Source organism: Pseudomonas sp. AC242 (assembly GCF_979258655.1).
This window is the reverse complement of the sequence record NZ_OZ409873.1, coordinates 1,600,650-1,624,161: the sequence shown is the minus strand read 5'-3', so window position 1 is coordinate 1,624,161 and position 23,512 is coordinate 1,600,650. Positions and strand designations below refer to the sequence as shown.

General features: G+C 62.1%; 17 protein-coding genes. 5 read left to right on the top strand and 12 right to left on the bottom strand.

Features of this window, described 5'->3' with window-relative positions:
- Position 1 precedes the first annotated feature (1 nt).
- The 10 genes from ACZZ0A_RS07425 to ACZZ0A_RS07380 form a co-directional block, all read right to left on the bottom strand.
- The gene (locus ACZZ0A_RS07425) at positions 2-805 is read right to left on the bottom strand and encodes a hypothetical protein (RefSeq protein WP_463542770.1); all 804 of its coding nucleotides are present in this window, start codon (positions 803-805) and stop codon (positions 2-4) included.
- Entirely contained in the window at positions 786-2,492 is a 1,707-nt protein-coding gene (locus ACZZ0A_RS07420; RefSeq protein ID WP_463542769.1) for a GspE/PulE family protein, read from the bottom strand. The genes ACZZ0A_RS07425 and ACZZ0A_RS07420 overlap by 20 nt, the downstream gene beginning before the upstream one ends.
- Before the next feature lie 81 nt (positions 2,493-2,573).
- Positions 2,574-3,104 carry a response regulator gene (locus ACZZ0A_RS07415; RefSeq protein WP_007919379.1) on the bottom strand — a complete coding sequence of 177 codons (531 nt, stop codon included), beginning with the start codon at positions 3,102-3,104 and terminating at the stop codon, positions 2,574-2,576.
- Between the two features lie 219 nt (positions 3,105-3,323).
- Positions 3,324-4,085 carry a peptidylprolyl isomerase gene (locus ACZZ0A_RS07410; RefSeq protein WP_007919377.1) on the bottom strand — a complete coding sequence of 254 codons (762 nt, stop codon included), beginning with the start codon at positions 4,083-4,085 and terminating at the stop codon, positions 3,324-3,326.
- Positions 4,086-4,100: 15 nt separating this feature from the next.
- The gene (locus ACZZ0A_RS07405; protein ID WP_447784488.1) at positions 4,101-5,651 is read right to left on the bottom strand and encodes a cytochrome c/ABC transporter substrate-binding protein; all 1,551 of its coding nucleotides are present in this window, start codon (positions 5,649-5,651) and stop codon (positions 4,101-4,103) included.
- 9 nt (positions 5,652-5,660) lie between these two features.
- A complete protein-coding gene (locus tag ACZZ0A_RS07400) occupies positions 5,661-6,281 on the bottom strand; it encodes an SCO family protein (protein WP_007919362.1) in 621 nt (206 codons plus the stop codon).
- On the bottom strand, positions 6,278-6,928 hold the full coding sequence (locus tag ACZZ0A_RS07395; protein WP_463542768.1) for an SCO family protein: 651 nt from the start codon (positions 6,926-6,928) through the stop codon (positions 6,278-6,280). Before ACZZ0A_RS07395 ends, ACZZ0A_RS07400 begins: the two co-directional genes overlap by 4 nt.
- 14 nt (positions 6,929-6,942) lie before the next feature.
- A complete protein-coding gene (locus tag ACZZ0A_RS07390; RefSeq protein WP_463542767.1) occupies positions 6,943-8,865 on the bottom strand; it encodes a YncE family protein in 1,923 nt (640 codons plus the stop codon).
- Positions 8,866-9,472: 607 nt separating this feature from the next.
- Positions 9,473-15,307, bottom strand: a complete 5,835-nt coding sequence (mnxG, locus tag ACZZ0A_RS07385; RefSeq protein ID WP_007913550.1) for a manganese-oxidizing multicopper oxidase MnxG — start codon at positions 15,305-15,307, stop codon at positions 9,473-9,475.
- A 200-nt stretch (positions 15,308-15,507) separates the two neighbouring features.
- The gene (locus ACZZ0A_RS07380) at positions 15,508-16,116 is read right to left on the bottom strand and encodes a lytic transglycosylase domain-containing protein (protein ID WP_463542766.1); all 609 of its coding nucleotides are present in this window, start codon (positions 16,114-16,116) and stop codon (positions 15,508-15,510) included.
- 206 nt (positions 16,117-16,322) lie between these two features.
- Between ACZZ0A_RS07380 and gspG the strand changes: the two genes are divergently transcribed.
- From gspG to ACZZ0A_RS07365, 3 genes are all read left to right on the top strand, one after another.
- Positions 16,323-16,751, top strand: coding sequence for a type II secretion system major pseudopilin GspG (gene gspG, locus ACZZ0A_RS07375; protein WP_007913548.1), 429 nt, complete (start codon positions 16,323-16,325; stop codon positions 16,749-16,751).
- A gap of 14 nt (positions 16,752-16,765) precedes the next feature.
- The gene (locus ACZZ0A_RS07370; RefSeq protein ID WP_007913547.1) at positions 16,766-17,953 is read left to right on the top strand and encodes a type II secretion system F family protein; all 1,188 of its coding nucleotides are present in this window, start codon (positions 16,766-16,768) and stop codon (positions 17,951-17,953) included.
- 75 nt (positions 17,954-18,028) lie between these two features.
- Positions 18,029-18,619: a hypothetical protein gene (locus ACZZ0A_RS07365; RefSeq protein WP_463542765.1), complete on the top strand. Its 591-nt coding sequence runs from the start codon at positions 18,029-18,031 to the stop codon at positions 18,617-18,619.
- A gap of 266 nt (positions 18,620-18,885) precedes the next feature.
- On the opposite strand, the gene ACZZ0A_RS07360 is transcribed toward ACZZ0A_RS07365, so the two are convergent.
- Positions 18,886-19,785 carry a LysR family transcriptional regulator gene (locus ACZZ0A_RS07360; RefSeq protein WP_007913544.1) on the bottom strand — a complete coding sequence of 300 codons (900 nt, stop codon included), beginning with the start codon at positions 19,783-19,785 and terminating at the stop codon, positions 18,886-18,888.
- A 161-nt stretch (positions 19,786-19,946) separates the two neighbouring features.
- Between ACZZ0A_RS07360 and ACZZ0A_RS07355 the strand changes: the two genes are divergently transcribed.
- Both ACZZ0A_RS07355 and ACZZ0A_RS07350 read left to right on the top strand, forming a co-directional pair.
- Complete coding sequence (locus ACZZ0A_RS07355; RefSeq protein WP_007913543.1) at positions 19,947-20,969, top strand: alpha/beta hydrolase; 1,023 nt, start codon at positions 19,947-19,949, stop codon at positions 20,967-20,969.
- Between the two features lie 108 nt (positions 20,970-21,077).
- Entirely contained in the window at positions 21,078-22,505 is a 1,428-nt protein-coding gene (locus tag ACZZ0A_RS07350) for a mechanosensitive ion channel domain-containing protein (protein ID WP_463542764.1), read from the top strand.
- A gap of 332 nt (positions 22,506-22,837) precedes the next feature.
- On the opposite strand, the gene ycaC is transcribed toward ACZZ0A_RS07350, so the two are convergent.
- Positions 22,838-23,461, bottom strand: a complete 624-nt coding sequence (gene ycaC, locus ACZZ0A_RS07345; protein ID WP_007913541.1) for an isochorismate family cysteine hydrolase YcaC — start codon at positions 23,459-23,461, stop codon at positions 22,838-22,840.
- Positions 23,462-23,512: the final 51 nt, after the last annotated feature.

The following is a 23,512-nucleotide window of genomic DNA, read 5'->3' as shown; positions in this document are numbered from 1 at the left end:
GTCAGGCCACCGCCCGGGACATGACGTACAAGCCGTCACGCACGTTCATCGAGTCGTCTTCAAGGGTGCGCAGTTGCACACCCGCCACGTCCGGATGTGCATCGAGGCGCGCCGGTGCATGCAGATAAACGTTGAAGGCACGTTCGCTGGTCGAGGCTTGCAGCTGCCGTTCGCGACCGATCAAGGCATTCAGCGCCGCGTCGCTGTCGCTGCCGCCCACCGAACGCACGCCAGCCCAGCGCCCTTCCCTCGCCAGCAACAACACACTGCGTTGCGGCTCGGCGACGACAAAGAGGAAGTCGCCGGCATCGAGGCTTTTGTCGAAGCGATTGAACGCCGCCATCAGGTACGGTTGCACCGAGCGCAGGCGCAAACCGCGACCGCTGACCAGCGTGCGCAGGCGTTCGAGCAAGTCCTGCGGCAAGGCGCTGGCGATGCGGTCGTAACCGGCAGGCTCAGCGGATAACACCAGACTCCACGGCTGAGTCGGCGCGCCAAACAAGTCTTCGAAACACAGTTGGGCAAAGCCGCGCAGCTCTTCAGGACTGCTGATTTGCGCGCTCCACGGCACCAGGCAGAAGCGGCTGAAATGGCCGGAGATGACCACGCTCAATTCGGCACCGGCGCGGGCGTGTTCACCGAGCAGGCGATCAAGGGTGTCCAGCGCCACCGCATAGCTCTGGAAGCCTTCGTCGATGTAGCCGACGCTGCCCAGCCACAGGGTGTCGCTGCCGCGCCGCTGACCGAGGCCAACACCGCTGGCGCCGAGCACGGCGACAAAACGCTCACGAGATAAATGTGACACGATTGATCTCCTCCAGCGTGGTGCGACCTTGTTCCACCAACTCCAGCGCCGATTCGCGCAGCAGGCGCAAACCACGGGCACAGGCCAGGGCTTTGATTTGTTTGATCGGTTGGCGCTCGACGATCATCTGGCGCAGCTCGTCGTCGAGGTGCAGCAACTCGGCAATCGCCGTGCGCCCGCGATAGCCGCTGCCCCGGCAGTGGCCGCAGCCTTTGCCGTGGACGAAGTGGTAGTGATCGACTTTCTGCGGATCGAGGCCCGAGGCGCGCAGCTCTTCATCACTCGGATTGACCGGTGCGCTGCAACTGCTGCACACCAGACGGATCAGGCGCTGGGCAAGAATCGCGTTGAGCGCCGAGACCAGGCTGTACGGGTCGATTTCCATTTGGGTGAAGCGGCCGATCACGTCGAAAACGTTGTTGGCGTGGATGGTGGTGAACACCAGGTGGCCGGTGAGCGCCGACTGCACGGCGATCTGCGCGGTGTCCGGGTCACGGATTTCGCCGACCATGATCTTGTCCGGGTCGTGGCGCAGGATCGAGCGCAAACCCCGGGCGAAGGTCAGGCCTTTTTTCTCGTTGACCGGGATCTGCAGCACCCCCGGCAGTTGATATTCGACCGGGTCTTCGATGGTGATGATCTTGTCCACGCCGTGGTTGATCTCGGTGATCATCGCGTACAGCGTGGTGGTCTTGCCGCTGCCGGTCGGGCCGGTCACAAGGACCATCCCGTAGGGTTCGGCGGCGAGCCGGCGCAACTGACGCAGGGTTTCGTCTTCAAAGCCCAGCGCCTGCAATTGCACGCCGCAGACCTTGTCAGCCAGATCCTGTTTGTCGAGGACACGCAGCACCGCGTCTTCGCCAAAAATGCTCGGCATGATCGACACACGGAAGTCAATCTGACGGCCACTGATGCCGATCTTGAAACGACCGTCCTGCGGCACGCGTTTTTCGCCGATGTCCAGTTCAGCCATGACCTTGACCCGCGAGATCACCTGCTCGGCGAACTCGTTGCCCTGGACTTTGCTGATGTTATTGAGCACACCGTCGATGCGGTACTTGATCACCAGACCGTGGCCGGTAGTGCCGAGGTGAATGTCGCTGGCGTGCATTTTCAGCGCGTCGTAGAGGGTCGAGTTGACCAGTTTCACCACGCTGCTGGCGTCTTCGCTGATGCTGGTCAGCGACAGGCTTTGCAGGGTGTCGATTTCGTTGTGGGTATCGCCTTGGGCGTTCAGCGATTCGACGGCGTGGAAGCTTTCTTCGTGACGGGCCAGATAGGCCTTGAGGTCATCGGCGTGCACCAGATACAGCGGCGCGCCGTGCAGGCAGTCGTCGATCCAGGCCAGGCGCGACGGGTCGAAGGGGTCGGCAAACACGCCGATGACTTCGTCGTTGTGGCGCAGTAGGATGAATTCACGTTTCAGGCATTGTGCGAGGGTGACGCGGTCGAAAACCGGCGTCGCCGCAAACAGGCTGTCGGTGTCGAGCACCGGGTAATGCAGGGTGGCGCCGAGGGTGCGAATGAACGGCATCGGCGCCAGTTCACAGAGTACGCCAAGGGCTTCAAGCACGCGTTCGCCGGAGGTGGCGGCCCGCGCCCGGGCCTGGGCAAGCTGTTCACTGGAAAAGCGTTCTGGCGCGCTTTCGGCCAGCAGAGGTTCGACGACAACGGACAGACGTTCCATGGCTTGCTCTCCAACCGGGGCTCAGTGCCCTGTCGGCGCGGCAAACCTTGGCGGCAAGTGCCGGAACGTCTGATCGCGCCATTACTCCCCGGTGAGCATTTGATCGTCGTCCGGCGCCATGGATTGCGACTGCCGTCGCCGATCCGCCAACACCCAACTGCCATCGTACAACTGCAACGGGAAGCTCTCGGTCCTGCTCTGGCGTCGTTCGACGAAGCCCTCGGAAGGGCTCGCACCGGGTTTCGCTTCGCGCTTGATGCCCAGAAGGTCGCAGACAGCTCGGGCCAGTTCCGCCAATGGAAACGGTTTGAACAGGATGTGGCTGACTTGCAGTTGCCGCGCCCGCTCACAGACTTCAGCGGTGGGGTGACCTGTTATCAGCACAAAATTACACGTCCTGTTCTGGCGGACCGCGTCGAGCACCTCAAAGCCTTCCATATCGGGCAAGCGGTAATCGAACACCAGCACGTCGGGGGCAAACGTTTCGGCCAAACCGATACCCGTCGCTCCGTCATGTGCAATCCGGACGTCCAGCCCCTGCGCCGACAGATAATCCTGAAGGTTCTGTGCAAGCAGCTGCTCGTCTTCGACAACCAGTACTTTGTTAACCAAGGTCGACTCCTTGAAACAGCAGGTCCGATGACCCCGCCCTGAGAGTGCGCCTTACCAGGGGTAACGCACACTTCATGCCAGGCTGAGCGCCGGTAATTTTATCTCTTCATGTCCTTGAATTTAATGACAATGCCCGCTCGTCCCGGTACCCCGTTCCCCAGAAACGGGGAAGCACCTGAATGGGCATCGAAGCCATTCCCCACTATTGGGGGGGAACCTTCAGTCGTCGTCAATTCGTTCGATCCTGTTCTGCACCCGTAATTGCGCGAGCACCTGACGACGAGCCTGGGTCTGTTGCTGTCGGGCGAGCTCTGCCCTGACTGTATCCAGCCCCTGCAAATCTGGGACATCGGCGGCCTCCAGGTGGTTCGGCAAATAAATCACATGCCAGCCGAACGGTGAGCGCACCGGTTGGCTGGCAAACGTCGCGGCCTCGGCAATCGGCGCGCGCATCTGCATCAAGCGTAGACGCGCTGCGGCCACTGTGGCTGCATCCGCTTGCGCGGGCACGCGGATCAGCAGGTGGCGGGGTTGCAAGGTATTGGCGCGGATCAGCTCGGCAAACATCTGCTGCGCCGCCATTTCCCGGCGGGTGTACTCGGTGAAGGACGCTTCGTCGAAACCGGCGTCCTGCAAGCGCCGGACGAATTTATCCGTGCCGCCGATGGCACTGCGGGTCTGCTCGACTTGCTGAAGCACCACTTGATCGTCGATCTGCACCCCGCGCTTTTGCGCTTCCTGCCACAGCAGCTCTTTGTCGATCAGCGCTTGCAGTGCTGCCTGGCGCAGCTGTTTATAGGCTTTGGGATTACGAATGCTCGCCACGGCGCGACCCTGATCTTCCAGGTATTCGGCGAAGAAGCGCTCAAAGCGAAACCCGGAAATCTCCTCGCCGTTGACTCGCGCCACGGCCGGCTCGTTATTGGCCCACGCCAGCGGCAACCAGCAGGTCAGCAGCATTATCAGCGTTGTGAGCTTCATGATCGGGCCCTCCATTCAGGGGCTGGCAACAATCGGTTTATAGGGGGCGACCAGATAAAAGCGCTGATCCGGCAAGTCCACGGTGACCACATGGGCGCCGCTCAGACCCAGGCGTCGTCCGGGGCCGAAACTCAGGCGCGGGGTCAGGCCGGTGTCGAAGTCGTGCAGGCCTTCCAGCGCCGTCACCAGTTTTTCGCGGCTGGCGTCGCGGCCGGCCTGTTTCATGCCTTCGCTGAGCAGCAACATCGAGGCGTAGGCGCCGACTTGCAGCACCGCATGCTGGGCGCCGAGGCCCTGGCCTTCGCGCAGCAGCGTCAGGGCCATGCGCCCGGTCTGGGTCCAGTCGCTGGGCACGAACGGATAGGCGAGAAACACCCGCCGAGTAAAGCCGTCGGGGACTTGCAGCAGATCGCCGGCCACCTGGCTGGAGGCGGCGAACAGATACGGCACCTGCCCGGCGCTTTGCAGCCGCGTCGCCAAACGACTGAAACCGCCGCCAGTACCCAGATAAAACACCGAGCGCGAACCCAGCGGTAGCGCATCCGCCGTCGGGTCGTAGGCTTGCAGTTGGACTTTTTGCCAGCCGTGATCCTGTAAATACTGGCCGAGGTTTTGCGCAGCCAGCGTTTGTGCAGGATCATCGGGATAGGCAATCAACGTCGGTCCTTGCAGCACACGCAGACTTGCCGTGGCGTAGTCGGCCAGCGCGATCAGTTGCTCGCGCAGGCCGGGCAACGGTTCGAAAATCTGCGGACTGGCCTGCATCGATCCGAGCAACGACAAGGCGCCAATCAGCGGTACGCCAGACTGCTCCAGTCGACTTGCCAGTTCGCTGTCGAGGGCCGGCGCCAGCGGCGCGATCAGGGCGAACACCTGCTCCTGCTCGATCAAACGCTGCAACGCCTGCTCGGCACTGGCGCGGTCCGGGCCGGGATCGATCACCGTCAAGCGCAACTGCCGGCCGTGTATGCCACCGGCCTGATTGATCCGCGCGACACTGCCGTTGAGCACCGCTGCCACTGTCGCGCCCTCCTCGGCCAAAGGGCCTTGGCTGGGCAGCAAGGTGCCCAGGTGCAAAGTCTCGGCATCGAGGCCGGGGTCGCGTTCATCGGCGAGGCGTTTGAGATAGGCGGTGAGGTTGCGCTGATCCTTCATCGACAACAGAAAGCGCGGCATGCTCGGGTCGAGGCGATTGTGGCCGGGGTCGCGGCCCTGCTCGATGACGGTCGCCAGACTGCTCTCGGTGTAGGCCGGATAGCTGCGCCCATTGACCTGTTGCTGGCCATACGTGCTGGTCAGTCGCGCCCAGTTCAGCGGCGGCGGACGCACCCCGCCTTCCGGTCGACCGAGGCCATCGGCGCCATGGCAATTGGCGCACGGCAGGCTGGTTGCCGGCAGCAACACATCTGCCGCACCGACCCGCGCCATGATCGCCTCGCCACTGGCCGACAGACCCAGGCGGTACAGGCGCTTGCCCGCCGCCTCTTCCGGGCTCAGCGGCGCAGCGCCCGCGCCAAGGCTGACGCCAGCGAACAGGATCAGGGCGAGGACGCGGCTCAGGTTCATGGCGCGGACTCAACGGCCAGCCACGGGCATTGTCAGCAACTGCAAGCGCTGGGCAATGGCGGCGGCCGGGGCGTCGGGACGGATCTTGCTCCAGCGTTTATTGGCGACATCGCCGACGATCAACTGCGTGGAATGCTGCTCGGGCGTCGGCACGATCTGGCCGATGCGGCTCAATACCAGGTCCATCTGCGCTTTGTCGCCAGTAAGAAAAAGCCAATGAGGGTCATCGGAACCCTGCTTCAAGGTGTAAGCCTTGAGCACCGCTGGCGTGTCGCGCAGCGGGTCACTGGTAAGGGAAATAAAGGTGATGTCCTGCGCCTTGTCACCCAGCAGCTCGCGGACTTCTTTGAGCTTTTGCGTGATCAGCGGGCAGGCATCGTTGCAACTGGTGAAGATCACGTTGAGCAGCACTATGCGGTTTTGCAGCGCATCGCTGTAGAAGCGCAACGTCTCGCCGTTCTGATCCTGCAACGGCGTGTCGGTGAACCAGGTTTTCGCGTCGTGGGTGCCTTTGGCCGGCGCAGCAGCCACAGCGGCTGGCGGCTCAGAGACATGGCCTTCGTGAGCGAACGCGACGTTACCGAGAATCCAGAAGCACACGGTCAGGGAGATCCAGTCGAGCAGTCTCATGGCTGTTGCTCCATGGCGATGGCGGTGTGTTTGGCGTGGGTGCGCAGGCCGCTGAGTTTTTCCACTTCCTTGGCCAGCAGCGCCGGATCAGTGAAGCCGTAGTAGCGCATCCAGTGGCGGCTGTCGCCGTCGCCGACGAGGATCAGCGGTTGATGACTCTTCAGGTCGCCGCTGAAACTGCCGAGGCCCTTGAGGGTTTCATTGATCGACTGTGGCGAGCCGGTCAGCCAGCTCCAGCCCGGCCCGCGCTGGAAGGTACGGGCATAATCCTGCAGGCGTTTCGGGTCGTCGCGCTGTGGGTCGATGCTGATCGACACCAGTTGCACTTCCTCGCCGACGCGCGCACCGAGCTGCTTCTGCACCTTGCCCATGATCGACGAGACCACCGGGCACACCGTGGTGCAACTGGTGTAGATAAAGCTCATGACGACGATTTTGCCCTGCACCAAGTCTTGTTCGAGGCGTACGGTTTTACCGTTCTGATCGAGCAGCGGCACATTGGCGAATTTCACTTGGGCATGCTCTTGGGTGTTGCTGGCCGGGGCTTTGTGCCCGGCGTGTTCGTCTGCCGAATGAGCGTGGACTTGTTGAATGCCAAAGCTCAACAGGCACAGGGTCAGTAGGCCAGTGGATGCAAATCGGTTCATGTCGAAACTCCTCTTCAACGGGCCTGGCCGGGGGTAACCCGAACACTGGCAAAGGTCTTGTCATCGAAACCGGCGCCCAGCGATGCCGCACGCACATGCAGGTACCAGGCGCCGCTGCGGTCGAGGGTGATTGGCGCCTCGTAGACGCCGTCGGCGACTTCCAGCGCCGCCACTTCACGCGGGTGCGAGGTGGGCGCGAGGTAGTAGCGCAGTTGCACGTCTTTGACGCCGCTGCGTTGGGTTTTGTCTTTGCCTTGCACGATGCGGAAACGCACGACGTAAGGGTCGTTGAGTGCCACGGCAGTCTTGTCGAGAAGGAACTCGACTTTCGGCTGGCCGAGGTGTTTTTGCGGTTTTCCGTCAGGCTCAATCTGCGCAGTGAAGCAGTGAATGATGTTCGGTTGGTTGAGCAGGAACGCGACGTCGAAACGCCCCGCTGCCGGCAGCTTCACCCGCGCGCTGTAGAGGCCCGGCGAGACTTCGCGCAGGCTGCGGTCGATGACCATGGCGGCGCGGGCGATCTGGCCACGGTTGGGGTAACCGGACATCGGCGCGTTCATGCCTTCGGCGTAGAAATAGGTGGTGTTGTCGACCGGATTGACCACGAACACCGCGTTGTCATCGCGCGACACCGCCAGGCTTGAGGCCAGCGGCAAATCCCCGGCCAGGCGCGGCGCTTGCGGGCCGGCCTCGAAACCTTGGCTGATCGGCTGGCGACCTTCGCCGAGGGAGGACAGGTTGATCATGGTGACTTTCGGCGAAGCGAGTCCGCGAATGTAAGCGTAGGCCTGGGTGAACACCACTTGGTAAGGTTCGGCGCTGACGTCGAGAATGTGGATCGCGCTGTTGGTGGAGGCGTCGATAACCGTGGCGCGGTTTTCCAAGGTGTTGAGCACAAGACCGAAGCGGCCGTCGGCGCTGAAGCCCATCGGGCCGAGGCCTTGTTGCAGTTTGATCACCCGGCGGATGGCGTGGGTGCTGGCGTCGATCACGGTGACGGTGCCGTCTTTACCATCGGCCACGTAGACCGCGCCGGACAGCGCCGAATAGGCGACTGACAGCGGATGCGAGCCGGTTTTGATCTGCTGGACGATGTTCAGGCTGGCGATGTCGATCACGCTGACGGTGCCGTCGTCGCGGTTGCTGACGAAGGCAAAACGGCTGTCCTTGCTGAAGCTGATTTCGTGGTGGCCGCGCCCGGTCTGCAAGTGTTTGAGAGGTTTGAGGCTTTGGCTGTCGATCACCGTCACGCCGGAGTCTTCGGCTTTGCTGGCGTTGTTGCCGACCCAGAGCAGACGTTCATCGGGTTGCAGTGCCACGCGTACGGGTTGGCTGCCGGCTTTGATCGAATCGAGAACCTTGAATTGTTCGCTGTCGATGACGGCCACTTCGCCCGCCGTTGGCATCGAGACAAACACGCGTTTGTTGTCTTTGGGCGTGACCCAATCCATCGGTGGTTGCTTGAGTTCGATGCGCGCGAGGGTGCTGGTGATGCCGCCCACTGACACCGACGGATCGACCACGGCGATGCTGGCGTCGCGGTTCATCACCAGCAGGAAATAGCTGTTGAGGTCGAGCAACGGCCGCGCGCCGATGTTGGATTTGAGGAACACCCCGACCCGGGCTTTGCAGCTCTTGTCGCGGCCCTGGGCTTGATCGGCGGCGAGGGTCTGCGGATCGACCCAGGCGCCCGGCGCCACCCCGGACAACGGCTGGCCGGAAGCGCTGTCGGTGACGCGGAACTGCACATCGGCGAATTCGCCTTCGCGCAGCTTGCCGTCGGCGGCCAGCGGCTTGAGGTCGAAATCCACCGCCACGCCGTCACGGTTCAGCGTCTGCTCGCCAGCGGTTTGCGCCAGCGCAATCTCACTCAGCGTCAACAACGCCCCGGCCATGGCCAGGGTGCAAATACCGACGATGTTGATGATCCTGTTCATACCACCCTCCCCTCATTTGCAAACCCATCCCTGTAGGAGTGAGCCTGCTCGCGATGGCGTCATCCGCCTCACCATCCGAAACCGAGTTGTCCCGATCGCGAGCAGACTCACTCCTACATGGGATTTGCATTCATCCCACCCTCTTCATTGCCTACCACGCCCCCTGTGGGAGCTGGCTTGCCAGCGATGGCGTCCTTCCTGTCACATCAATTGCGCCTGCGCCGCCGTCATCGCTGGCAAGCCAGCTCCCACAGGTTTTGTATCCATCCCGTCAATCTCACTGGCCCCCCTGGCCCCTTGTGGGAGCTGGCTTGCCAGCGATGGCGTCCTTCCTGTCACATCAATGGCGCCTGTGCCGCCGTCATCGCTGGAGAGCCAGCTCCCACAGGTTTTGCATTCATGCCGCAATCTCATTGCCACACCTGGCCCCTTGTGGGAGCTGGCTTGCCAGCGATGGCGTCCTTCCTGTCACATCAATTGCGCCTGCGCCGCCGTCATCGCTGGCAAGCCAGCTCCCACAGGTTTTTTATCCAGCCCGTCAAACTCACTGGCACCCCAGCTCCCACAAGGATTTGCATCCACAGGCATGTTGTCGTTGCACCTGCTTCTACTGCCCCTGCGGCGCCGGTTCCGGTTCGTTGGTCACCCGCAGCAATCCCCATAACCCGGAGGTGTTGCCGTAGGCGCCGTAGTCGCGGAACAGGTAGTCCCCCGGGATCGCATTGCTGCCGCCGGCGCTGGGGATCATGAAGCTGAAGTGCGCGGCCGGCAGGATGCTTTCGTGGGCGCCGATGTACATCGACATCGGGTTGTAGCCGAAGCGCACCGAGCCCACGCCCGGCGAGCCCATCGGATAACCACCGACATCGCTCTTCTCGGCCTGGAACGGATTCACCGACCAGACATGCCCGTCGAGCTGGAACGTGGTGCCGCGACTGCCACCGCTCGGCATCAAAATATGCGTGCGCAACGGCTGCCCCGGTTTGGCATACAGCACCGGCGTCTGCGGATCGCCACCGACCAGCGCATTGCTGTAAGCCATGTGCGCATTGGTCATATCGCCATAACCCGCGCCATCGGCATGCCCGAACGGTGCGTCCGGAGCGAGGCCGAAGCGATACCACAGCGGTTCGGTCTTGTAGTTGATCGCCATGCTCGAGTTGTCCTGCGGATCGGTCGGCACGCCGAAGCCTTCGGCGGCAATCCCTTCCACCGGCCGGCCATTGGCCCAACGGGTGTTCAGCGCCTTGTGCCAGACCATCGCGAAGTCGCGGTAGCTGGTTTGCCCTGGCGCCGTCACCGTGGCGTTGACCTTGCGTGCATCGTCAACCCAGGTCGCGCCGATCGGCAGAATGCTCATCGCACCACCGAGGCCTTTTTGCGGCTGCTTGATCACGTCCGCCGGGGTGATGTTCAAGCCGCCGAACTCCACCGCCGTGGCGTTGATGTTGTCAACGCTGCGGCCCAGTTGCGTCACCGGTTTACCTTCACGCTCCAGGTGCCCGGCGTAGTACTGATAGGTACGGGTCGGGTACGCGCCGCTGCTGCCGACACGCGGTGGCACGGTCTGGATCGGGTTGGCGCCGACGTTGGCACCGTCGGATTTAGTGATGTCATACGCCAGCAATTGCGCGTGCAGGCCGACGTGGCTGGACGGCCGCATCAGGTTGTTGCTGAAGGTGGTCGAGCCCAGACCGCTGTTGCGATCACGCTTGACCATGCCTTGCATCACCGCGGTTTGCGTCAGGTCAGGCATCACGCTCGGCAGACGGTTTTCCAGGGTGATGTTGATGCAGTCCCCCGCCGCTGCACGCAGCACCAGCGGCTCGACCGGAATGCCGGGTTTCAGCTTGCCACTGACCGGATCGAGATCGGATTTACGCACATAGAGGATCGCGGTCGGGTCATGCAGCGGCCCGCTCTGCCCGCCGATGGTGATGGTTTCGCCATCCTCCGGATCGGTCACGGTGACTTGTGGAATGCTCACCGTGCGCGAGTTCAGCACCAGGGTGCCGCCCGCCGGGTTCAGCGGCCCGCCGACATGTTGACCAAGCCCTTCGGGATCACCGATGGTCAGGCCCAGCGTATTGCCGAGGATGTCGTTGGCCAGCGCCGCGACCACTTCATAGTTGCGCTGCACAGTGGGCCGGGTGCCAATGCCGTTAGGGTTGGCGCCATAGCGCGGGCAACTGCCCTCGAACGCCACGGTGTTGCGCATGCCCGCCGGGCTCGGGTTGTTCGGGATGGCGAACAAGTCGGCGCGTTTGGCGGTGTAGTTGCGCATCACGCCCCAGATACCGCTCCAGTAGCCTTCGATCGAAGCGTCCATCGAGTACAGATAATCGCCCGTGGTCGCCGCCGAACTGGACAGCATCGACACCGGCGCAATAAAGCCCATCTGCTCGGAGATGCCGATCATCTGCGACGCACGCCAGCCAGAGTTGGAGCTGTTGCCGAAACCGGAACCGCTCTGCAGCCATTTCACACCGTGCAGGGTGACGTTGTGCTCTTCTTCATGGCCGCCGGCATGCACCCGCAGCCGCACGTTGTCGCCAGTGTAAGTGCGCAGCATCGGCGTGAACGGATCACCCGGTTCGGCGCCGCCCTTGTTGATGTGCGGCGGGAACAGCGTGGTGCCACCGGTTGGGCCGGTCGCCGAGGTGAGCAGATTCGGCGCCAGGTTCATCGCCGGAATTGCCCGGTCGGTACGGCTTTGCATGGCGAACGACAGATCGCCGCCGAGGCCGTCGGCCTGCATACCGCGCTTGCCGTCCGGACCGACCTTGTTCGGGTCGTACACGCGCAGAGCCAGCGGTTCGTTGCGATAGTTGACGACGAACATGCCCGGATCATCCACCGAAATCGCTTGCGGGCATGGCCGGCTCGGGCAGCCCGGGACCTGACCGCCCTGCACTTCCAGTACGCCTTCAAGCAAGTTGCTGGCGTTGTTGCGCACTGGCGGGTTGATTGCGTAGCGGAAGCTGTCGGCGGTGGCCGGGAACGCTTGCGCATTCGGCACACCGTTAGGGCCGGCACCGACGTAGACGCCGGCTTCATAGGCGTGCTGGAAGTCGCTGTATTCGAGGAAGAACTCGCGGAAGCTGTCGTTCTTGCCATCGCCGTCGAGGTCGCCGGTGTTGATCACCGCTTGCCACGACGTCGGGCCGCCGTCCTGGCGCGCGCCGCTGTACAGAGGCTCGCCAGTTTCGGCGTGGAACCAGGTGGAACCGGCCGGTTCCGCCAGCACAGTCGCGTACAGACCGATTTGTTGGTGCGTCGATGGGCCTAAGTGGTCGTGGGTGAAGATCGTGCCGAGGCCGCGATCGACGCCTTTGGCGTTGACCACCGGATCGACGAACCAGCGCTGCATCGCCGTGCGCGCACCGAGCCAGTCGGCGCGGCCGTACTGGCCGAAGAACGGATGGTTCTTGGCTTTCGGGCAGGCTTGAGTGCCGTCACGCGGATCGGTGCCGGCGCACTGGTTGAACTCGCGGATCGCGTGAATGCGTTCCTGCACGGCGCCGGGCGAGAGCACGCCGTCCTCGTAGTTCCAGCCGTTGGAGGAGCCGTCCGCCGAGGTCAGATCCCACTTCGGCAGGTGAATGTGTTGGCCGATCACATCGGTCGGCGTGCGCACCTGATAGTCGTCCATCTCATAGGTGGCCGGCACCAGGTTGGTTTGCTGGTATTGCACGCAATCGAAGGTGTTCATGCGCATCACCAGCGGTTCTGGCGGACGCTGCTTGGTGATCACCGGCCAGGCGTCTTCCCACAGCGCGAGAATGCGCGCCTGCGGAAAGTGATAACCGACCTTGTTATACACCGCGTCGAACTGGATATTGGCGGCTTTGTAGATCCGTGGGCGGTCGGCGGTGAAGCTCGAGGCGCCGACGAAGGACATGCCGTCGATGCGTTCACCGCTGGCGAATTCACCACTACCGGCGCTGGCGGTCAGGCGTTTTTGCCGGTCATCCATGCACGGTTCGTAGTACGGCGCGCCGGCCATCGGCAAGGCACCGTTGGTGCGGAACGCCTTGGCCACCACTTGATTGCCGGGCAGCAAGGCGTAGCTTGGGTGATCTTTTTTCGCGTGGAAGGCCATCGCGGCCTGTTCGACTTCGGTGCCTTCTTCCGGCAGGTAAATAGGTTTGGCGCGAGTGACTTCCTTGGAGAAATCCAGCGAAGTGGTCACGGTGTGCGCTTCGCCACCCGCCGCAACGCCATCCAGTGCGTGCCGTTGCAAGCCGCCATCCCAGCCGCCGGACTGCGCCGGGTCGAGGTTGGCCCACAGCGCTTTGCCGCTGGCCTTGAGCGATTGCGCGGTGGCTGCGTCGAGCATGTCCAGTGGCGGAGTTGGTGGCCGTTGGCCGACCGAACTTTCCATGCCGCCGATCCAGAACGGATAGCCAGGGTTTTTCAGGCTGCCGTCGGCATTGCGGTTGGCTTCGCTGCGATCGACCAGCGCCAGCGAGCCGATGGCTTGACCACCGCCATTGCCGCCATGGTGCTCGCCGTCGTCATCGCCCTCTTCTTCGTCATCGTCGTCATCATTGCCGGCGACCAGGGTTTCGCCGATTTTCGGCACCACCACGACTTTGCCCGGCATCGGTGCCATGGCTTTGCCGGGCAGCGGCACGATGGCCGGAATCGGCGTACCGGCGACGATTTCACCATCGGGCAAGGCCCGTGCACCCGCCGCCGGCTTGCCGCTGCGCAAGGCAAACGGTTCGCTGTGATAGCCGTCGGCGCCCTGCTGCGAAACATCAAGTCGAGTGCCTTCTTCGAAGACATCGTGCACCCGCCACATGGCCCACATGCCCTGGGCAAAGTGCGGATAGAAATGGCAGTGATAGATCGCATCGCCGGCCACGCGGTTGCGGTTTCCCGACCCGCCATTGGCGATTTCATAGGTGTAACCGGCACCCGGACCGATGCCCTGGGCGTCGACGTAATCGGAGTTGTCATCGTTGGGGTTGAACAGCCACTGATGGCCGTGCAGGTGGAATATGTGCTGCTCGTGGCCATTGTGGGTGTTGCGGAATTTGACGAAGTCACCGATGTAGCTGTGGTTGACGTTCGACGGCTCCGACGGATACAGCGCCATGGTGGCTTTCACGCCGATCTGATCGGCGCGCGGTGTCTGGCCCGGGGCGATGTTCTCAAGCCCGGTGTTGGCCGGCACATCCACCAGCATCGCCACATCGCCGACGGTGTGCGAGCTGAGGAAGAATTCTTCATAGGCACACGACAGGCAGTCGTGCATCGGCCCCACGCCCAAACGGTTGGCGACCACTTCGGCGCCCATGCCGCCGGAGCCGTAGTTGATCATGAACGAGTCGCGGGTCGGCTCCAGCACATGGGCCATCACCGGGTCGGCCCAGTACGCTGGGAACGCTTGGGTGGCGGCGGTTTCATCCTGAAATTGCGAAGCGAAATCGCGGAACGCTTCGAGGCGGTTGGGAATTGCCGGGTTACGTTTTCCCACCGACTCCAACGGGTAGGTGCTGGACGGGAAGCTGCCGTCGGCGTTACTGCCCATGACAATCGCGTCGCTTTCGCTGGAAATGATTTCATTGCCATCGACCATGCCGATGATCGGCGTGCCAGCCTTGCCTTCACGCAACCACGGTTCGCGCTGCGGGTAGCGCGCCTGGTAGTCGACGATGGGTTGACCGGTGGGTGCGCGGCCCGTAGTGGCCAGGCGCATTTCTTCTTCGGTGAGGGTATTGCGATAGGTGCGACCGCCCTTGGGCAGGACGACGACCTGGCCAAACAGTCCGTTGGCAACGTTGCCGGCCGCGCCCTCGCCGCCAAACGTTGCGCCACGGCTGCTCACGGCAAACGCGCCTTCACGTTCGGCGAACAAGGTGTAGGAGCGGCTCGCGCCGGGTGGCACCAGAGTGTTGGCGTTGCGCCCGGTGAACGAAGAAATGTCATCGATGCTGTTTACCGCTTGCAGGCCGTTGACTTGAAAGCCGACGTGACGGTCGGCGACCTGCTCGTCGACTTTGAAGTCTTCGGCGCCGTTGGCGTTTTCCACGCCCTCCTCTTCGCCCTCGTTTTCAAAGTGCTTGTTCGGGTTGGCCTGATAGTCGAGCAGGTTCTGCAAATTGATCGTCAGGCAATCGCCGGCGGCCACGCGCAACACCAATGGCCGTGGACGCTTGTCCGGGCGCAACGAGACTTTGCCCGGCACTGCGGCGCCGCCGTAAGCCAGCGACTGCTCATGTTCATCAACGACATCGCGGCGCAGGGCGAACATCATGCCGTTGATGTTCTGCGCGCCGAGGCGGTTGAACATCAGCGGTTGATCGAAGGCGACGACGTTGGCCACCAGGTTGCGCTCGCAACGTACGGCCGCGCCGGCCAGCTCGACGCTGAGCATCGAGGCTAGAATCAGCAGCCAGTTAATCAGGGACGGAGCGTGAGGAAAGCCAGCCATGATCAGGAACCTCGTAGTGGGTGCTCGTGGGAACACTTCTCGACAAATGCCTCGGAGCAATCCGCGTGCCACAAAAAATTGCATTAATGTTCAATCAGTTACCGCGACCACTTGAGAATCCGGGGAATATTCCCCACCCGTTTTCCCCACTTTTCGGGCCACCATGGTTTGCCCCGAAAGTGGGGAAAACCGATTGGGGATTACAACGGCGCATCCATGGCCAGGCCCTGCAGACGCCGGTACTGACGCAACACATTCGGCACATAACGCTGGGTTTCGGCGAACGGCGGAATCACCCGGCCACGGCTGAGCACCGCGTCGGGCCCGGCGTTGTAAGCCGCCACGGCAAGGGCGATGTCGTTGTCGAACAGGGTCATCAGGCGCTTGAGGTATTTGGCCCCGCCCTGGATGTTGGCCTTGGGGTCGTAGACGTCGGTCACACCCAGCTCGCGCGCGGTGTCGGGCATCAACTGCATCAGCCCGCCGGCGCCTTTGGGGGACGTGGCGCCGGGGTTGTAATGCGACTCGGCGTTGATTACTGCATGCAACAGCGCTTCGGGTAATTGATTGACCTTGGCTGCCGCCGAGACCAGTTCCGCGTAGGGCTGGTTGGCGATCATTTGCGGCTGTTGATCGAGACTTGCCACAGGCATTTCAGCCTCGTGGATAACCCGCTCGTAGGTACGTCCGGGCCGGTGAACGTTGGACAGTACATAGCTGCCCTTGGCGTCCACCGAGATGAACACATCGGCCGGCGCGGCGCCGCTGAGCAGCACACAACCGAGCAATCCGCTGGCAAGGAATTTCATGTCGGGCCTCCCCGGATCGACCCCGATAAATTGGGGGAAATGCCCCAATGGCCGATCACGTTTGAGCCATACGCAAGCACTGTGCCGACTCTTGAGAGGCGCGTATTTCAAGGGTTTCAGCGTACAAGCGGGTTTTCAGTGGGGCCTGAGCATGGCAATTGCATAAGCCCTTCAGGCGACACGGCTGCCACTCACGGGAGGTCATCATGAAGCTGCAATTTCGTCCGCGTGGCCAACGCGGTTTTACCCTGCTCGAATTGCTCGTGGTGCTGGTGGTGCTCGGCCTGTTGGCCGGGATCGTCGCGCCGAAATACTTCGCCCAACTCGGTCGCTCCGAAGTGAAGGTGGCCAAGGCACAGATCGAAGGACTGAGCAAAGCGCTGGATATCTATCGACTGGAAGTCGGTCACTACCCGTCCACCGAACAGGGCTTGCAAGCCTTGGTCACCGCACCGAGTGACGAGGCGAAATGGACCGGGCCGTACTTGCAGAAAAAGCTGCCGCAGGATCCGTGGGGGCGTAATTACGCCTACCGCTATCCCGGCGAAAACAGCGAGTACGACCTGCTGTCGATGGGCAAGGACGGCCAGCCCGGTGGCGAAGGTGAAAACGCTGAAGTGACCAACTGGCAGTAAGCGGAGCGCGGCCCATGCGATTTCATTTGAAAGCGGTCGGCAAGGCTGGGGTGGTGTCCTTGAGCGTCGAAGCACCCGGCGACAGCGAAGCACGGCGGATCGCCGAGGATCAAGGTTTGCGGGTGCTCAGCTCGCATGCCGACAAGCATTGGCGCTCGCTGAAACTGCGCCAGCGCGAGACCTTCAACCTGGTTTTATTCAGCCAGGAACTGACCACGCTGCTCAATGCCGGTCTGCCGCTGATCGACGCGCTGGAAAGCCTCGCCGAAAAAGAAACCGCCCCCGCGGCCCGGAAAACCTTGAGTGAGCTGGTGCGCCTGCTCTACGAGGGTAAATCCTTCTCGCAGGCGTTGGGCCAGTTGTCGGCGGTGTTCCCGCCGCTGTACGTGGCGTTGGTACAGTCCAGCGAGAAGACCGGCGCGGTCGGCGATGCGCTGGGGCGCTACGTCAGTTATCGCCAGCGCATGGACGAGGTGCGGCAGAAGATCATCAGCGCCTCGATTTACCCGATGCTGTTGCTGATCGTCGGTGGTGGCGTGGTGTTGTTCTTGATGGGTTATGTGGTGCCGCGTTTCAGTCTGGTGTTTGAAGGGCTGGGCAATAACCTGCCGTGGCTGTCGCAGGTGTTGATGAGCAGCGGGATGTTTCTGCATGCGCATCAGGCTGAATTTTTCGGTGCATTGGCAGCGCTGGTCATCGCCCTTGCCGTGCTGCAAAAGCAACCGGCGTTTCGCCGTGGGCTGGATCGACTGGTGGAAAAACTGCCGGCCGTGCATCAACGGATTTTCATGTATGAGCTGGCGCGGTTTTACCGCTCATTGGGGATTCTGCTGCAAGGCGGGATTCCGCTGGTGACCGCCATGGCCATGGTGCGCGGTTTGCTCACCGTCGCTTCGCGGACGCGGCTGGATCAGGCCTGCGAGCGGGTGCGCGAGGGACAGTCGCTGTCTACCGCGCTGGAGCTCAATCACCTGGTGACGCCGGTCTCGCTACGACTGCTGCGGGCCGGTGAACAGTCCGGCAACCTCGGGCAGATGATGGAGCGCAGCGCCGATTTCTACGACGAGGAAATCAGTCGCTGGCTGGAGTGGTTCGTGAAGTTGTTCGAACCGCTGCTGATGACCTTTATCGGCCTGCTCATCGGGGTCATCGTGATCCTGATGTACATCCCGATTTTCGAACTGGCTTCGAGTATTCACTGACTCCGGGAACGGGTCCGATCCCTGCAAAAACGCACTTTTACGTTCCCAAACAAAACCACAAAGACGGAGAACGATATGCACGTTAAAAAGCTCGTGCTCGCAATGGCCATCGGCGCAGTTCTGTCGGCGTCTACGGTCCTCATTCCGGACAGTGTGTCCGGGGTGTCCAGTGCTTATGCCAAGGATGGTGGGAGTGGTGGTGGAGGCAGTGGGGGCGGTAGCGGAGGGGGCGGCGGCGGAAGTGGAGGCGGAAGTGGAGGCGGAGGAAGTGGCGGGGGCGGCGGCGGTCACGGTGGCAGCGGTGGCAGTGGTGGTGGAAATGGTGGGGGCGGAGGCAGTCACGGCGGGGGCGGCAACAGTGGTAGTGGCGGTGGCAACAGTGGCCACAGCGGCAGCGACCACGGCTCGGGACACTCGGGCGACAGCGGCTCATCCGGTCGCAGCGGCACGCACGCCGAAGCGGGAGATGACCATGGCGTCCACCGCGCTGGTGAAGTCGGTGATGACCACGGGGTCCACCGCGCTGGTGAAGTCGGTGATGACCACGGGGTCCACCGCGCGGGCGAAGTCGGTGATGATCGTGGCGTGCATGCTGCAGGCGAAGTCGGCGATGATCGTGGCGTACATGTCGGCGGCGAGCCGGGCGATGACAAGCGCGCCAACTGATCCATCCTGAAAACACCACACCCCCTGTGGGAGCTGGCTTGCCAGCGATGAGGCCGGGTCAGGCAAAATTGTATTACCTGACACACCGCCATCGCTGGCAAGCCAGCTCCCACAGGGTTTTGTGGCGTTTACATATTCCGCAGACAACCATAATCCCAATGTAGGAGTGAGCCTGCTCGCGATAGCGGTCATTCTGACACTGAAGCTGTGACAGACAGAATGCTATCGCGAGCAGGCTCACTCCTACAGTTTGATTTGCGTACGGCTCAGAGGGCGACGTGGCTCTCGTTCAGGCGTTCGCGCAAAAACTCGACCAACGCCTGCACCGGTCTCGAGGCCTGGCGATGCTGTGGATAAACGGCTGAAAGTGTCAGCGGTTCCGGCCGCAAATCATCCAGCACCGGCACCAGCCGGCCATCCTTCAACGCCGCGCCGACAATGAACGTCGGCAGATAAGTAATGCCCATCCCCTGCACCGCCGCATCCCTGAGCAACTCGCCGTTGTTCACGCGCATGCGCCCGGTGACGTTGACCAACACAGGCTTGCCCTGCCCCGCATTGAACCGCCACTGCACCGAACGCCCATGCCCATACGGCAGGCAGTCATGGCTGTGCAGGTCTTCGGGTTGCTGCGGCGTGCCACGCTCGGCGAGGTACGCCGGGCTGGCGCAGTACACCCGCTCGATCGACGCGATACGCCGGGCAATTAGCGTCGAGTCTTCCAGTACGCCAATGCGCAGCGCCAGATCGTAGCCCTCACCGAGCAAATCCACCGGGCGGTCACTCAAATCCACCTCGACCGTGACCTCGCGATAGCGCTGCAAAAACATCGGCAGCAGACACCCCAGATGCGCCACGGCAAACGACAGCGGCGCACTCAGGCGAATCGTCCCGCGTGGCTCGGCGGTCTGCCCGGCGATGCCCTGCTCCACTTGCTCGACTTCGCCCAACAGGCGCAACGCCGATTCGTAATAACTCTGCCCCAGCGGTGTGACGTCGAGGCGCCGCGTCGAGCGGTTCAACAAGCGCACGCCGAGGCGCTCTTCCAGTTGCATCAAGCGCCGACTGACGAACTGCTTGGACAGGCCCAATTGATCGGCCGCTGAGGTGAAGCTGCCGGAGTCCATGACCTGGCAAAAAATACGCATGTCTTCGAACGGGTTCATTGTCACTCTCTGGTGGACAGTTAAACGCTTTATAGCCGCTTTTTCACTTTCGAGCAGCTCATTAATCTGTGCTCACGGTGTTGCTGAGGCCTGAAGCCCAGCGCCACAGCAGCCCGCAACCCAGGCATAAAAAATCAAAAATATTCAAAAGGATTTCCACCATGAACATCGTCAAGAAAACCCTCACCGCGTCCCTCCTCGCCCTGTCCATCGGTAACGCCTTCGCCGCCGAAAACAGCGGTGTCGAACACAACACCCAAGCCTTCCTCAACGCCCTCGCCGCCGGTGGTGGCAAACCGCTGGAGCAACTGAGCCCGAAAGACGCCCGTGCGGTGCTGACCGGTGCGCAGGCTTCGGTAAAAGTGGACCTGTCCGGTGTTGAAGTCAGCGACAAGGCGATCAAGGTCGATGGCCAGACGATCAACCTGAAAGTGGTGCGTCCGGCCCAGGTCAAGGGCGAGTTGCCGGTGTTCATGTTCTTCCACGGTGGCGGCTGGGTGCTCGGTGATTTCCCGACCCACCAACGGCTGATTCGCGACTTGGTGGTGGGCTCTGGCGCCGTCGCGGTGTACGTCGATTACACGCCGTCGCCGGAAGCGCAGTACCCGACCGCGATCAACCAGGCTTACGCCGCAACCAAATGGGTGGCCGAGCACGGCAAAGATATCGGTGTCGACGGCAAGCGCCTGGCAGTAGCGGGCAACAGCGTCGGCGGCAACATGGCAGCGGTCGTGGCGTTGATGGCCAAGGAACAGAAAGCCCCGGCGCTGCGCTTCCAGTTGCTGATGTGGCCGGTGACCAACGCACAGTTCGACGACGGTTCGTACCAGCAATTCGCCGAGGGCCACTTCCTCACCAAAGGCATGATGCAGTGGTTCTGGGACAACTACACCACCAACCCGGCCGAACGTGCGCAGATCCACGCCTCGCCGCTGAATGCCAGCGCCGAACAGCTCAAAGGCTTGCCCGCCGCCCTGGTGCAGACCGCCGAATTCGACGTGCTGCGTGACGAAGGCGAAGGTTATGCGCGGCACCTTGATGCGGCCGGTGTAGCGGTGACCTCGGTGCGCTACAACGGGATGATTCATGACTTCGGTTTGCTCAATCCGCTGAGTCAGATTCCTGAGGTGAAAGCGGCGGTGCGTCAGGCGGCGGCTGAGCTGAAAACTCATCTGAATCCATAACGGCAAAAGATCGCAGCCTGCGGCAGCTCCTACATTGGAATACGTTCTCCTGTAGGAGCTGCCGCAGGCTGCGATCTTTTCAATTGCAGACACCACGGAGCCAAGGTCATGACATTTTTCTACACCCACCTGCTGTCCTGGAGCGCCGCCCTGCTGTTGCTCGACGCCGTGCTCTGGCACTTCTCGCCCTTCAGCCATCGCGCCCCGAGAGTCGCTGTGCGGCTGGTGCTGTTTCTGGCGTTCACCGCGCTGGTGATCAACGCCGGCGTCAGTCCGTTGCAAGCAGCACAATTTGCCGATGACCGCGTGGCGCAGTTGGGTGCGACGGCGTTGGGGATTCTCTGGTGGCTGTACGCGGCGCGGGTGCTGACCGAAGTCATCGGGCTGGCGCTGATGCGCCGTATCGGCCACAGCGGTCGTTTGCTGCAGGACGTCATTGGTGCACTGGTGTTTCTGGTGGCCATCGTTGCGGCCGCCGGTTACGTGCTGGAACTGCCCGTGAAAGGCTTGCTGGCGACTTCGGGGGTGGTGGCCATCGTTGTCGGTCTGGCGCTGCAAAGCACCCTGGCTGACGTGTTTTCCGGGATCGTGCTCAACACCACCAAGCCGTATCAGGTGGATGATTTCGTGGTGATCGACGGCGTTGAAGGCAAAGTCTTCGACATCGACTGGCGCGCCACCCACCTGCTGACCAGCGCCGGGACCATGGCCGTGGTGCCGAACTCGGTCGCGGCCAAGGCGAAGATCGTCAACCTCAGCCGCCCGAACAACATGCACGGCGTGTCGATCAGCATTCAGGTGCCGAATCACATCCGCCCGCGTCGTGTTCTGGATGCGCTTGATCGCACCTTGCAAGGCAGCAGCAGTTTGCTCCTCAGCCCGGCGCCGAAAGCCGTGTTGAAAGAGGCCGGTGAAACCATGTCGGAATACGTCGCCAGCGGCTTCATCGCCGAGCTCGGCAAGAAAAGCGAAGTGCGCAACCAACTGTTCGACCTCGCCCACCGGCATCTCGAAGCAGCCGGCATTTCGCGGCATCCGGACGGTGTGATCGAACCGTCGACCCGTGCTCGTGCGTTGCTTGATGAGGTGAAAATCTTCCGCTCGCTGAGCAGTGAGGAGCGTGATCGTCTGGCGGAATCGATGGTTGCGCAACAATACACCGCAGGCCAGGTGGTGCTGGATCTGGATGAAGTGCCGGACAGTCTGTTCGTGATTGCCACCGGCGTCGTCAGTGCGACTGTGGCGGATGGCGACAGCAAGGTCGAGGCCGGGCGGATGGGGCCGAGTGAGGTCATGGGTGAACAGAGCATTCTGGCGGATACGCCGTCGCAGGCGACGTTCACGGCGTTGACGTCGAGCATCATTTATCGGCTCGACAAGAATCTCACTCGTGAGTGCATGGAACAGCGCACGGAGGTGGGCCGGGCGTTGAACAAGTTGCAGGCGGTGCGTCAGCAGAACAGTCGCCTCGCGTTGATGGCTAAACCGGTGGCGGAGAGGAAAGGTGGGTTTCTCGGTTGGCTGCAGAAACGCTAGAGCGGCAAGATCAAGATCAACAGCTTACCCCCTCACCCCAGCCCTCTCCCCCAAAGGGGGCGAGGGGGAAAGGGAGCAGACCGCATGCAATTCAGAACCTGAGTTCGGCTCGGTATCGCAGGTCGGTGTATCCGAAAGAACCCCTCGGTCAGTCCCCTCTCCCCGAGACCTCGAAGGAAAAGGGAGCCGATCTTCGGGCTTTTCATGACCCGGGTTCGGCTCGGTATTGCACGTCGGCGTACCTCGAAAGAGCCCCTCGGTCAGTTCCCTCTCCCTCCGGGAGAGGGTTAGGCGGGCGGCGTTCCGATGAGGGGCTTTTCAGGATCAGCCGATTACTTGGCAGTGAACTTGGTATAGCTGTTGATCAGGTTGCGATAGTTAGGCAGACGCTCCGACAGCAAATGTGCCAGACCTTCCATATCATTGCGCCAGTCGCCCTGCAGCTCGCACGCCACCGAGAACCAGTTCAGCAGGTGGGCACCCGCCGCCGACATCCGCGCCCACGCCGCTTGCTGCACGGTAGTGTTGAAGGTGCCCGACGAGTCAGTCACCACGAACACTTCATAACCTTCAGCGATGGCCGACAGGGTCGGGAACGCCACGCAAACATCAGTCACCACACCGGCAATGATCAGTTGCTTGCGCCCGGTTGCCTTGATCGCTTTAACGAAATCTTCGTTGTCCCAGGCATTGATCTGGCCCGGGCGCTGAATGAACGGTGCATCCGGGAACTGCTCACGCAGTTCAGGGACGATCGGGCCGTTGGGACCTGCGTCGAAACTGGTGGTCAGAATGGTCGGCAGCTTGAAGAACTTGGCGATGTCGCCCAGCGCCAGCACGTTGTTCTTGAATTCGTTCGGGGTGAAATCCTGGACCAGCGAGATCAGACCGGTCTGGTGATCGACCAGCAGTACGACCGCATCATCTTTGTTCAGACGTGTGTAAGGAACGCTCATGGGAAAACTCCTGATGGACGGATGGATGAAGCGTTGAGCGCCGACCGGATG